This window comes from Streptomyces rubellomurinus, assembly GCF_000961885.1.
Taxonomy (GTDB): domain Bacteria; phylum Actinomycetota; class Actinomycetes; order Streptomycetales; family Streptomycetaceae; genus Kitasatospora; species Kitasatospora rubellomurina.
In genome coordinates, this window is sequence record NZ_JZKH01000039.1 from 60274 (window position 1) to 72208 (window position 11935).

12 protein-coding genes and 1 pseudogene are annotated in these 11935 nt (G+C 71.7%); 9 read left to right on the forward strand and 4 right to left on the reverse strand.

Annotated elements, in window-relative coordinates; all coding sequences use genetic code 11:
• Nucleotides 1-672 precede the first annotated feature (672 nt).
• Nucleotides 673-2493 carry a chromosomal replication initiator protein DnaA gene (dnaA, locus tag VM95_RS19935; protein WP_045698685.1) on the reverse strand — a complete coding sequence of 607 codons (1821 nt, stop codon included), beginning with the start codon at nt 2491-2493 and terminating at the stop codon, nt 673-675.
• 355 nt (nt 2494-2848) lie between these two features.
• Here dnaA and rpmH point away from each other — a divergent pair, with 355 nt between their 5' ends.
• From rpmH to VM95_RS19980, 9 genes are all read left to right on the forward strand, one after another.
• Nucleotides 2849-2986 (forward strand): 50S ribosomal protein L34, encoded by a 138-nt coding sequence (gene rpmH, locus VM95_RS19940; protein ID WP_030059672.1) that lies wholly within the window; start codon nt 2849-2851, stop codon nt 2984-2986.
• Nucleotides 2987-3005: 19 nt separating this feature from the next.
• A complete protein-coding gene (gene rnpA / locus VM95_RS19945) occupies nt 3006-3434 on the forward strand; it encodes a ribonuclease P protein component (protein ID WP_045698687.1) in 429 nt (142 codons plus the stop codon).
• Nucleotides 3431-3751, forward strand: coding sequence for a membrane protein insertion efficiency factor YidD (gene yidD / locus VM95_RS19950; protein ID WP_045698688.1), 321 nt, complete (start codon nt 3431-3433; stop codon nt 3749-3751). The genes rnpA and yidD overlap by 4 nt, the downstream gene beginning before the upstream one ends.
• Nucleotides 3748-4893 carry a membrane protein insertase YidC gene (gene yidC / locus VM95_RS19955; protein WP_045698691.1) on the forward strand — a complete coding sequence of 382 codons (1146 nt, stop codon included), beginning with the start codon at nt 3748-3750 and terminating at the stop codon, nt 4891-4893. Before yidD ends, yidC begins: the two co-directional genes overlap by 4 nt.
• A gap of 82 nt (nt 4894-4975) precedes the next feature.
• The gene (locus VM95_RS19960) at nt 4976-5506 is read left to right on the forward strand and encodes a Jag family protein (RefSeq protein ID WP_045698693.1); all 531 of its coding nucleotides are present in this window, start codon (nt 4976-4978) and stop codon (nt 5504-5506) included.
• A 181-nt stretch (nt 5507-5687) separates the two neighbouring features.
• Entirely contained in the window at nt 5688-6527 is an 840-nt protein-coding gene (gene rsmG, locus VM95_RS19965) for a 16S rRNA (guanine(527)-N(7))-methyltransferase RsmG (protein ID WP_078860203.1), read from the forward strand.
• A gap of 161 nt (nt 6528-6688) precedes the next feature.
• Complete coding sequence (locus VM95_RS19970; RefSeq protein ID WP_078860206.1) at nt 6689-7771, forward strand: ParA family protein; 1083 nt, start codon at nt 6689-6691, stop codon at nt 7769-7771.
• Nucleotides 7768-8856 (forward strand): ParB/RepB/Spo0J family partition protein, encoded by a 1089-nt coding sequence (locus tag VM95_RS19975; RefSeq protein ID WP_045698695.1) that lies wholly within the window; start codon nt 7768-7770, stop codon nt 8854-8856. The genes VM95_RS19970 and VM95_RS19975 overlap by 4 nt, the downstream gene beginning before the upstream one ends.
• A 133-nt stretch (nt 8857-8989) precedes the next feature.
• Entirely contained in the window at nt 8990-9607 is a 618-nt protein-coding gene (locus tag VM95_RS19980; RefSeq protein WP_045698698.1) for a GNAT family N-acetyltransferase, read from the forward strand.
• Nucleotides 9608-9719: 112 nt separating this feature from the next.
• Here the strand turns inward: VM95_RS19980 and trxA are convergent, their stop codons facing one another.
• The 3 genes and pseudogenes from trxA to VM95_RS19995 form a co-directional block, all read right to left on the reverse strand.
• Nucleotides 9720-10046, reverse strand: a complete 327-nt coding sequence (gene trxA / locus VM95_RS19985) for a thioredoxin (protein ID WP_045698700.1) — start codon at nt 10044-10046, stop codon at nt 9720-9722.
• A gap of 147 nt (nt 10047-10193) precedes the next feature.
• Nucleotides 10194-11159, reverse strand: a complete 966-nt coding sequence (gene trxB / locus VM95_RS19990) for a thioredoxin-disulfide reductase (RefSeq protein ID WP_045698702.1) — start codon at nt 11157-11159, stop codon at nt 10194-10196.
• Between the two features lie 190 nt (nt 11160-11349).
• A pseudogene (locus tag VM95_RS19995) lies at nt 11350-11935 on the reverse strand (hypothetical protein); the annotation flags it as partial.

Here is an 11935-nt window from a genome sequence, read left to right on the forward strand (position 1 = left end):
ACCCCGTTTCCGCAGGTCAGCGCCCGAATTTTGTCCACATCGGCTGTGGACGGCGGCTGTGGACGGACAGCCCGTGCTGTGGACGGCGGAGCGTTACCCACAGCCCACGCTCGGTATCCACAGGTTATCCCCAGGACTGTCCCCAGATCCGGGCCGGGTTATCCACGGCGGCCGGTCAATTTTTCGTGACGCCTTTCACACCAGGGTATGAACAGGGCCCCAAGGTTGTCGAACTGTGGACGCCGCTGTGGACAAGCTGGGGATAACCGCCCTCATCCTGGGGACAAGCGGTGGATAACCCGGACGGCCTACTGGCAGCCCGTCAGTTGTCCACACCCTGTGGATAACCGTTGTGCACAAGTCCACAGGCACCTGACCTGCGCGGAAGAGCGTAGCGGTGGCCGAGCTGTGGACGAATTCTGGATAACTCCGGGAGCCCCGGCCTGTGGACGGTGTGGAAGGCCCCGTTCCTGTGGACAACGGCCTCGCGCTCCCCGGGTTTTCGAATCACCGGTCAGTTGTTCGGCGCGGGCTGTGGATCGGTGGCCGGTCCGTCGAGGCATCTCTGCCCGGCCGACGCGCCGCGCACACCTGGGAATGCGCGAAAAGGGCGTCAGGATCGCTCCTGACGCCCTTGCGTGGCGCTGCCCGCGGCCCTGCCGGGCCCCGCCGCTAGCTCTTGATGCGGTTGGTGAGTTCGGTGACCTGGTTGTAGATCGAGCGCCGCTCGGCCATCAGCGAGCGGATCTTGCGGTCCGCGTGCATCACCGTGGTGTGGTCGCGGCCGCCGAACTGCGCGCCGATCTTCGGCAGCGACAGGTCGGTCAGCTCCCGGCACAGGTACATCGCGATCTGACGCGCCGTCACCAGCACGCGGCTGCGCGACGATCCGCACAGGTCGTCGACGCCCAGGCCGAAGTACGCGGCGGTCTGCTGCATGATGACCTGCGCGGTGATCTCCGGGCCGGCGTCCTCGTCCCCGCCCGGGATCAGGTCCTTGAGGACGATCCCGGCCAACTCCAGGTCCACCGGCGCCCGGTTGAGGTTCGCGAAGGCGGTGACCCGGATCAGCGCGCCCTCCAACTCCCGGATGTTGCGGGTGATCCGGGACGCGATGAACTCCAACACGTCGGCGGGGGCGTTGAGTTGCTCCTGGATCGCCTTCTTGCGCAGGATCGCGATCCGGGTCTCCAGCTCCGGCGGGGTGACGTCGGTGATCAGCCCCCACTCGAAGCGGTTGCGCAGCCGGTCCTCCAGCGTGGTCAGCAGCTTGGGCGGCCGGTCCGAGGAGAGCACGATCTGCTTGTTCGCGTTGTGCAGGGTGTTGAAGGTGTGGAAGAACTCCTCCTGGGTGGACTCCTTGCTCGCCAGGAACTGGACGTCGTCCACGAGCAGGATGTCCATGTCCCGGTAGCGGCGGCGGAAGGTGTCCGCCTTGCCGTCCCGGATCGAGTTGATGAACTCGTTGGTGAACTCCTCCGAGGACACGTAGCGCACCCGGGTGCCCGGGAAGAGGCTGCGCGAGTAGTGCCCGATGGCGTGCAGCAGGTGGGTCTTGCCCAGCCCGGACTCGCCGTAGATGAAGAGCGGGTTGTACGCCTTGGCCGGCGCCTCGGCGACGGCGACCGCCGCCGCGTGCGCGAAGCGGTTGCTGGCGCCGATGACGAAAGTGTCGAAGAGGTACTTCGGGTTCAGCCGGGCGGCCGGCTCGTCCTTGCGCGAGCCGCCGGCCGGGGGAGCGCCGGGCGGGGCGGGCACGCCGGGGACGCCGGGGCGCTCGGGGGCGCGCTCGGCGGGAGCCTTCTCGGCCGGGCGGCCGCCGGTCGGACGGGAGCCGGGGGAGCGGCGGCCGGCGCCGGCGCGGGGCTGCTCGTTCGGGCCTGGGCCGTAGGCGCCGCCGAACAGGTCGCCCTGGGTGGTCGAGGGCGGGCTGGGGACGGGCCGCGGCGCCTGGCGGGGCGCGGCCTCCTCGTGGTCGCGGTACGGCGCCTGCTGCTCCTGGTAGCCGGGCCAGGACTGCGGGCCCGGCTGGCCGCCGTACGGCGCCGGGCGCTGCTCGTAGCCGCCGGTGTCGTAGCGGGGGCGCTCGTAGTCCTGCGGCTGCTCGTAGTCCGGCTCGTAGGGCTGCTGGTAGCCCTGGCCGCCGTAGCCGCCGGTGCCCTCCTCGGCCGGGCCGGGGTACGGCTCGACGGGCGGCTGCGGCGCGGGCGCGGGGGTGCTGGGCACGGCGTTGGCGTCGACCATCACGGCGATCCGCACCGGGCGGCTCAGCTCGCGGCTGAGGGCCTCGGTGAGCTGCGGCAGCAGCCGGCCCTCCAGCACCTGCTTGGCCCGCTCGTTGGGGGTCGCCAGCAGGGCGGTGTCGTGCATCATCCACATCGGCTGGGTGCGCTGCACCCACTGCTTGTCCATCTCCCCGACGTCCGGGTCGTTGACCAGCCGCTCGACGACCCTCGCCCAGACCGGGACGAGGTCGCTGTTGACATCAGCCACTGGTGCACGCTTTCCGATGAACAAACCAGACAAGTCCTGCAACGGTAGTCAGCGAACAGAGCCGGATCAAGTCGTTGTCCACAGGCTGTGGGCAACCCGGGGCGGGGAGGTCCGGTTTGACCCTCGGACCCCGTCCCGCGTACCGTAACCAGGTCGAGTTGTCGATGGCCGCTGCCGCATGTCCGCGGGTCCACCCGCTCCATAAGGCGCGCAGCACGGGCGCCGTGGATTGCCTGAAACCCCAGCCGAACTGGGGCGATGGGCCGGATTTCCGAAACATGGGGAGATCACGCGGACGCACGGTGACGGCCAAGCGACTCCCCGTCATCCTACGATTCACCTCAGGAGCCCCCGAGTGAGCAAGCGCACCTTCCAGCCGAACAACCGTCGTCGCGCGAAGACCCACGGCTTCCGGCTGCGTATGCGTACCCGCGCCGGCCGCGCCATCCTGGCCGCCCGCCGTGGCAAGGGCCGCGCCAGCCTGTCCGCCTGATCCACGCCAAGGGTCTGTTGTGCTGCCCTCCGAGAATCGGCTGCGGCGGCGCCAGGACTTCGCGACCGCGGTGAAACGCGGTCGCCGGGCCGGCCGGCCCCTGCTGGTCGTCCATCTCAGCAGAGAGGACGTCCAGTCCGGGCCGACCGACCGGACCAGCGACTCCCGCCCGCACGTCGCCGAGGGGACTCCTTCGGCGCGTGCGGGTTTCGTCGTGAGCAAGGCCGTCGGCCCGGCGGTCGTTCGCAACCTGGTCAAGCGCCGGTTGCGCCATCTCATCCGTGATCGTCTGTCCAGGCTGCCCGCCGGTAGCCTGATAGTGGTGCGCGCGCTGCCCCCGGCCGCGTCCGCCTCGTACCAGGACCTCGAACGGGATCTGGACGCGGCGCTCAAGCGGCTGCTGAGGGCGGAGCCCACCGCCGCGGCGCCGACGGGAGCAGGGCGATGAAGTACCTGCTGATGGGTCTGATCAGGGTCTACCAGTGGACGATCAGCCCACTGCTCGGTCCGGTCTGCCGCTACTACCCCTCCTGCTCGCACTACGGCTACGAGGCCGTGAAGGTGCACGGGGCGGTCAAGGGCGGCGGGCTGACCGTGTGGCGCATCCTGCGCTGCAACCCCTGGTCGCCTGGCGGGGTGGACCACGTACCGCCGCGCAAGCACCCGGTGTGGCACCGCCGGCTGCGCGATCTGCTGAGCCCCAAGAGCGGGACCGCCGAGCCGGAGCCGGTGGCGAAGCCCGATGCCAAGGAGTCTGACCGGTGACCTTCGGTTTTCTGAGTCCCCTCTACACGGCGGTGTCCTGGATCATCGTCCAGTTCCACTCGCTGTACAGCAACGTCTTTAGGTTCGATCCGGACGGTGGCTGGGCCTGGGGCCTGTCCATCGCCTCGATGGTCGTCGTCATCCGGATCTGCCTGATCCCGCTCTTCGTGAAGCAGATCAAGGCGACCCGGGCCATGCAGGCGATCCAGCCGAAGATGAAGGCCATCCAGGAGCGCTACAAGAACGACCGGCAGCGCCAGTCCGAAGAGATGATGAAGCTGTACAAGGAGGCGGGTACCAACCCGTTCTCCAGCTGCCTTCCCATCCTCGTGCAGGCCCCGTTCTTCACCGCCCTCTACGGCGTGCTGGCCAAGGTCGCCAAGGGTCACGACATCGGCGTCATCCACGGCGACCTGCTGCTGAGCGCCGGCAAGGCGCACATCTTCGGTGCCCCGCTCTCCGCGACCTTCGTCAGCAGCGGCGAGACCAGCGTCAAGATCGTCACCGCGGTGATGATCATCCTGATGTCGCTGTCGCAGTTCATCACCCAGCGCCAGCTGATGACCAAGAACGTCGACCTCACGGTCAAGACGCCGTTCATGCAGCAGCAGAAGATGCTGATGTACGTCTTCCCGGTCATGTTCGCCGTCATGGGCATCAACTTCCCGGTCGGTGTCCTGGTCTACTGGCTGACCACCAACGTCTGGTCGATGGGCCAGCAGCTGGTCGTCATCCACAACAACCCGACCCCGGGCAGCAAGGCCTTCCAGCACCGCCAGGAGCGGCTGAAGAAGGCCGGCCGGCTGCGTCCGGACGGTACGGAGATCAAGGGCGCGCTCTGGGGCATGCTGCCCCCGTCCAAGGCGGCCATCGAGGAGGCGGCCTCCGCCGCCGCGGTCGTCGAGGAGTCGGTCCGGGCGAGCCGCCAGCAGCCCCGCCGGCAGACCAAGGCCCAGCGCCAGCAGGGCGGTGCCGCGCAGGTGACCGAGGAGGCCCCGGCGGAGCCCGCCGAGGACGCCGTCCCGGCCGAGTCCGGTGCCGAGCCGGCCGCCAAGCAGACCGCGGCCAAGGCCGGCGGCCCCAAGCAGGGCACCAGGCAGCAGCCCAAGCGCGGCGGCCAGCGGCCGAAGAAGAAGTCCTGACCGGTCCCGGACCTGTCGTGACAGCGCGCAGAGCTTCGTTCCCGGCCCACCAGACTGGGCCCAACTCCGAAGGAGTCCATCAGTGACGGAAGGCACCACCTCCGCCGTCGAGACCGAGGCCGCCGCCGGCGCCGACGAGAGCCTCGTCGCGCGTCTGGAGCAGGAGGGCGACATCGCGGCGGACTACCTGGAGGGTCTGCTCGACATCGCGGACCTCGACGGTGACATCGACATGGACGTCGAGGGTGACCGCGCCCTGGTGTCCATCGTCAGCGACGGCAACGACCGCGCGCTGCAGCGCCTGGTCGGCCAGGACGGCGAGGTGCTGGAGGCCCTGCAGGAGCTGACCCGGTTGGCCGTGCACCGGGAGACCGGCGAGCGCAGCCGCCTCATGCTGGACATCGCCGGCTTCCGGGCCCGCAAGCGCACCGAGCTGGCCACGCTCGGCGCCAAGGCGGCGGAGCAGGCGAAGAGCTCCGGCGAGCAGGTCAAGCTGCGGCCGATGACGCCCTTCGAGCGCAAGGTCGTCCACGACGCGGTCGCGGCCGCCGGTCTGCGCAGTGAGTCCGAGGGCGAAGAGCCCCAGCGGTGCGTGGTCGTGCTGCCGGTCTGAGCCGGGCAGCTCGACACTCGGTCGCCTCGGCGGCCGATGGGCTTCACCGGACGCGACCCCGTCCGCCTCGTGCGGGCGGGGTCGTCGTCCCTTCGCGGGGCACGGCGTTCGGCGGGAGATGTTCCACGTGAAACAGTGCGATGAGCGGGTCGGTGGCGATCCGGGGATCGGAGAGGTCGAGATGGACACGGACAACGCGGCTGCCGGCCGGTCGGGGGCGGCTGACGTGAACCGGGCCGCCGAGGAGCGGACCATCGTGGAGCCCGAGCTGGACGTGCTGGCCGAGGCCCCGGCCGCCGCCCGGGAGGTGTTCGGCGACCGCTTCGACGCCGCCGTCCGCTACACCGAGCTGCTGGCCACCGCCGGGGTGCAGCGCGGACTGATCGGGCCCCGCGAGGTGCCCCGGCTGTGGGACCGCCACGTGCTCAACTGCGCGGTGCTGGCCGAGCTGCTGCCGAACGGCACCACGCTGTGCGACGTCGGCTCCGGCGCTGGCCTGCCCGGCATCCCGGTGGCGCTGGCCCGCCCGGACGTCCAGGTGACACTGCTGGAGCCGCTGCTGCGCCGCACCACCTTCCTGGAGGAGGTCGTCCGCGAGCTGGGGCTGGAGAACGTCACGGTGCTGCGCGGCCGCGCCGAGGAGATGATCGGCAAGCTCGCCGTGGACGTGGTGACCGCCCGCGCGGTGGCCCCGCTGGACCGGCTGGCCGGCTGGGGGATGCCGCTGCTGCGCCCGCACGGGCAGATGCTGGCGCTCAAGGGTGACAGCGCCGAGCAGGAGCTGGCGGACTCCCGGGCCGGGCTGGCCAAGCTCGGCGCGGTCGAGTCCTCGGTCATCTCGGTCGGCGAGGGCACCCTGGAGACCTCCACCCGGGTGATCCAGGTCAAGGCGGGGGAGAGCCCCGGCGGGGTGAAGGCGGCGACCCGGCGGGCCAAGGCGGCCCGGGCCGGGCGCAACGCCGGCACCCCCCGGACGGGCGGCGCGGGCGGCGGCCGGGGCGGGCGGCGCCGCAGCCGCTGAGGCCACGGCGTCGGCACGCCGGTACGCCGGGACAGGCATGATCCACGGGCGGACGGCCCTCCTGAACGGGAGGGGCGTCCGCCCGCGGTCGTTCCGGTGACGGGTCGGGCCGACCCCGGGTCATCGGAGTGTCGCAACGTCAGATTTCCGACATAGCGGGCATGGTGTTCCACGTGAAACGTCGCTCCTTGCTCTCCGGAATCTTGGCCCGCGGCCGGGCTGCGACTGTCGCCGCTCCGGTTCCACGTGAAACACTGGCGCCCATGCAGGACTCGGAGACCGTCGACCAGATCGACGACACGCCCATCGCGCGGGCTGCCCAGGCTGCGGTTCAGGCGATCGGCCGAGCGGGGGAGGGGCTCCCCCGTCCCGCCAGCACCCGGGTGATGGTGGTCGCCAACCAGAAGGGCGGGGTGGGCAAGACCACCACCACCGTGAACATGGCCGCCTCGCTGGCGATGCACGGCCTGCGGGTGCTGGTCGTCGACCTCGACCCGCAGGGGAACGCCTCCACGGCCCTCGGTATCGACCACCACGCCGACGTGCCGTCCATCTACGACGTCCTGGTCGAGGGCAAGCCGATGGCCGACGTGGTCCAGCCGGTCCGGGACGTGGAGGGGCTGTTCTGCGTCCCCGCGACCATCGACCTGGCCGGCGCCGAGATCGAGCTGGTCTCGATGGTGGCCCGGGAGAGCCGGCTGCAGCGCGCCATCGCCGCCTACGAGCAGCCGCTGGACTACATCCTGATCGACTGCCCGCCCTCGCTGGGCCTGCTGACGGTCAACGCCCTGGTCGCCGGCCAGGAGGTGCTGATCCCGATCCAGTGCGAGTACTACGCGCTGGAGGGCCTCGGCCAGCTGCTGCGCAACGTCGAGCTGGTGCGCGCGCACCTCAACCCCACGCTGCACGTCTCGACCATCCTGCTCACCATGTACGACGCCCGGACGAGGCTGGCCGCCCAGGTCGCCGAGGAGGTCCGGACCCACTTCCAGCACGAGGTGCTGAGCACGGCGATCCCCCGCTCGGTGCGCATCTCGGAGGCACCCAGCTACGGCCAGACGGTGCTCACCTACGACCCGGGCTCGACCGGGGCGCTCTCCTACCTGGAGGCGGCCCGCGAGCTCGCGCAGCGCGCGGTGGGCCCGACCGGCTCGCTGGTGGGTCAGCAGCGGGACGGCAGCGGGACGACGGCGGTTCGGGGCACGGAGCCCCGGTGGCACGGCACGACGGAGGGTCAGCAGTGAGTGGTGGTCGCAGGGGTCTGGGACGAGGACTCGGGGCGTTGATCGGTCCCGCGGCCCCGGCTGACGGCGGCGCGGTGCGTCCCGCCGCCTCGCCCGCGCCGACCTCGGTGGTGGCGACCGGAGCGACGTCGCCGGCCTCGGTGCCGGTGCTGCCGGGCGGCCGGGGCACGGTGGCGGCCCGGGCGGCCGCGGGCAAGCGGGCCATCGAGCAGCCGCAGGCCGATCAGCCGGTGGCGGCTCCGGTGGCCGGTGCCTTCTTCGCCGAGCTGCCGCTGGACTCGATCACGCCCAACCCGCGGCAGCCGCGCGAGGTCTTCGACGAGGACAAGCTGGCCGAGCTGGTCGTCTCGATCAGGGAGGTGGGCCTGCTCCAGCCGGTCGTGGTGCGCCAGACCGGGCCGGACGGCTTCGAGCTGATCATGGGTGAGCGCCGCTGGCGCGCCTCCCGGGAAGCCGGCCTGACGCTGATCCCGGCGATCGTCCGGGCCACCGAGGACGACAAGCTGCTGCTGGACGCCCTGCTGGAGAACCTGCACCGGGCGGAGCTCAACGCGCTGGAGGAGGCGGCCGCCTACGAGCAGCTGCTGCACGACTTCTCCTGCACCCACGACGAGCTGGCCGACCGGATCGGCCGCTCGCGCACCCACGTCACCAACACCCTGCGGCTGCTGAAGCTCGCGCCGACCGTGCAGCGGCGGATCGCCGCCGGGACGCTCACGGCCGGCCACGCCAAGGCGCTGGCGGGCATCCCGGACGCGGAGCGCCAGGAGGAGCTGGCGAAGCGGATCATCGCGGAGGGGCTCTCGGTGCGCACCACCGAGGAGATCGTCAAGCTGATGGGCTCGGAGGCCAAGCCGAAGCGCCAGACGCCGAAGGCGGGCAAGCTGATCACCCCGGCCTTCAACGAGCTGGCCGACCGGCTCTCGGACCGCTTCGACACCCGGGTCAAGGTCGAGGTCTCGCAGCGCGGCGGCAAGCTGGGCAAGGGCAAGGTCGTGCTGGAGTTCGGTTCGGTGGACGACCTCAACCGGATCCTGGACAGCCTGGCGCCGGGCGAGGACGGGCTGCGGCTGTCGCAGGGCTGAGCCCGTCCCTCGGGCGTGACCGATGGGTGCATGATTCGCGTGAGCGGTTGTTTCACGTGGAACATGCACCCATCGGTGTTGGTGGGGGCATGCTCGACCTGCTCGACCGTGAAGTGGAGGAGGTGCACGGGGTATGGGACGCCGGGTCGTTCCGCTGACGCTGGACAACCTCGCGGATCTGCCGACGACCTGCCGCTCCTGCGTGTTCTGGGAGCTGGATCCGGTCAGCGGGAGGGCGGCGGTGGAGTCCGGCAAGCCCGAGGCGGAGAAGGAGGGGTGGATCTCCGCGGTGCTGCTGGAGTGGGGCTCGTGCGGCCGGATCGTCTACGTGGACGACCAGCCGGCCGGGTTCGTGCTGTACGCGCCGCCCGCGTACGTGCCCCGGTCGCAGTCCTTCCCGACCAGTCCGGTCTCCCCGGACGCCGTTCAGCTGATGATCAGTCGGGTGCTGCCCGGCTACCAGCGCCAGGGGCTGGGCCGGGTGCTGGTGCAGACGGTGGCCAAGGACCTGCTGGGGCGCGGGGTGCGGGCGATCGAGGCCTTCGGCTCGGTGGGCCGGGTGCCGACCAGCTGCGTGCTGCCGGCCGACCACCTGCTCGCGGTGGGCTTCAAGACCGTCCGGCCGCACCACCGCTACCCGCGGCTGCGGCTGGAGGCGCGGACCACGCTCTCCTGGCGCGGCGGTGCGGAGGGGGCGCTGGAGCGGCTGCTCGGCGCCGGGCGCAAGGAACCGGCCCTGCGGCCGTTCTGAGCCTCCGGGGCCCCGGAGGACGCGCCTCGGGAACGGGCCGGAGACGACGACGGCGGCGGGGCTCCCCTCGGACCGGGGGAGCCCCGCCGCCGTGCGGCAGGCGGTGGCGGACCTAGATCAGGCCGTCCAGCTCGCGGAGCAGAGCGGCCTTCGGCCGGGCACCGGTGATCTGCTTCACCGGCTGGCCGCCCTTGTACAGGATCAGCGTCGGGATCGAGATGACGTTGTACTCGGCAGCGGTCTTCTGGTTCGCGTCCACGTCGAGCTTCGCGACGGTCAGCTTGTCGCCGTGCTCGGCGGCGATCTCCTCTAGGACCGGGGCGACCTGGCGGCACGGGCCGCACCAGGTGGCCCAGAAGTCGACCAGGACGGGCTTGTCGCTCTCCAGGACATCGGCAGTGAACGTCGCGTCGGTGACGGTGGTGGTGGCGCCGGCCACGGGGACTCCTCGGGTAGGACGGAGGGGGTGCTGCCAGGACAACAACGGACGGGGGAGTTCTGTTTCTGCCTGGCCGGGGGAGGGGTGCCGGGGGTGCTCCGGGTGTTCCCCGTGGAACACCCCCGGGAGGCGCGAGGGGGCTGGGGCTCAGACCGCCACGACGGCGGCCTTGGCCTCCAGGTCGTCCAGCGCGGCGAGGTAGCGCTCGGCGTCCAGCGCGGCGGAGCAGCCGGTGCCGGAGGCGGTGATCGCCTGGCGGTAGGTGTGGTCCACGACGTCGCCGGCGGCGAAGACGCCCTCGATGTTGGTCCGGGTCGAGGGGGCGTCGACCTTGAGGTAGCCCTCCTCGTCGAGCTCCAGCTGGCCCTTGAACAGCTCGGTGCGCGGGTCGTGGCCGATCGCGATGAACAGGCCGGTGACGTCGAGCTCGCGGGTCTCGCCGGTCTGCGTGTCGCGCAGGGTGACGCCGCTCAGCTTCGGGTCGCCGTGGATGGCCTCGACCGCGCTGTTCCACTCGAAGCGGATCTTCGGGTCGGCGAAGGCGCGCTCCTGCATCGCCTTGGAGGCGCGCAGGGCGTCCCGGCGGTGGATGATCGTGACGGACTTGGCGAAGCGGGAGAGGAAGGTCGCCTCCTCCAGCGCGGTGTCACCGCCGCCGACCACCGCGATGTCCTGGTCGCGGAAGAAGAAGCCGTCGCAGGTGGCGCACCAGGACACCCCGCGGCCGGAGAGCTTGTCCTCGTTCGGCAGGTCCAGCTTGCGGTGCTGCGAGCCGGTGGTGACGATCACGGCGCGGGCCCTGTGCACGTTGCCCTCGGAGTCGGTGACGGTCTTGACGTCACCGGTGAGGTCGACGGCGACGATGTCGTCCGGGACCAGCTCGGCGCCGAACTTCTCGGCCTGCGCCCGCATGTTGTCCATCAGCTCGGGGCCCATGATGCCGTCCCGGAAGCCCGGGAAGTTCTCCACCTCGGTGGTGTTCATCAGCGCGCCACCGGCGGTGACGGCTCCCTCGAACACCAGCGGCTTGAGGGAGGCACGGGCCGTGTAGAGCGCTGCCGTGTACCCGGCCGGGCCGGAACCGATGATGATCACGTTACGGACGTCGCTCACTGCATCTCCTGGTTCGCATCGCGACCCGCGTTTGCTGCGGGGAGGGCGGTCCTGCTCCGCCGCCCGGGACAACGACTGACCAGTGTCCCGCATTCCCAGGCGGATCAGTACCAGGTGCCCGAAGTTCGGGAGCGTCGCGCCGCCCTGGTCGTCGATCGCATGGGCACGCCGCCCCACGGCCGGGGGTCCGTCAGCGGACCGGGACGGTCCGGTGCAGCAGGACCGGCCCGCAGTCGGCGGAGCGCAGGTAGACGTCGGCGTGCGCCGCGTCCCCGGGCACCGGGTAGACCAGCACGTCGACCGGGGCGCCCTGGTAGGTGCCCCGGTCGGTGGCCAGCGGGGTGCCGGCGGCGGGAGCCGGGCAGGCCGTCGCGGCGGATCCGGTGGCGGCGTGGGGGGCCGGGGCGGGCGAGCCCTGGGCCGGGGGTTCGGCGCCGCCGTCGGTGGGCTGCTCGGCGGTGGACCGGCCGGGCTCGGCCGGGCGCAGCCCCGGGGCGGTGGCCGAGCGGGTCAGCAGCTGCTGGATCTGCGCGGTGAGCCGGTCGTCCTGGTAGGCCGTACCGGCGGCACCGGACGTCCGGGGGCTCTGCGCGGCGGCCACGTCCGGCCGGGGCGCGGCGGCGGTGGTGGACGCGCCGCGGCCGGTGTCGCCGGGGACGAGCCACAGGACCCCGCCCCAGGCGAGCGCGCCCAGCGCGGCGGCCGCGCCGGCCAGCAGGCCGAGCCGGCGCCGCCGCCGGGGGCGGCCGGGGCCGGTGGCCGCGCCGGAGCGGCCC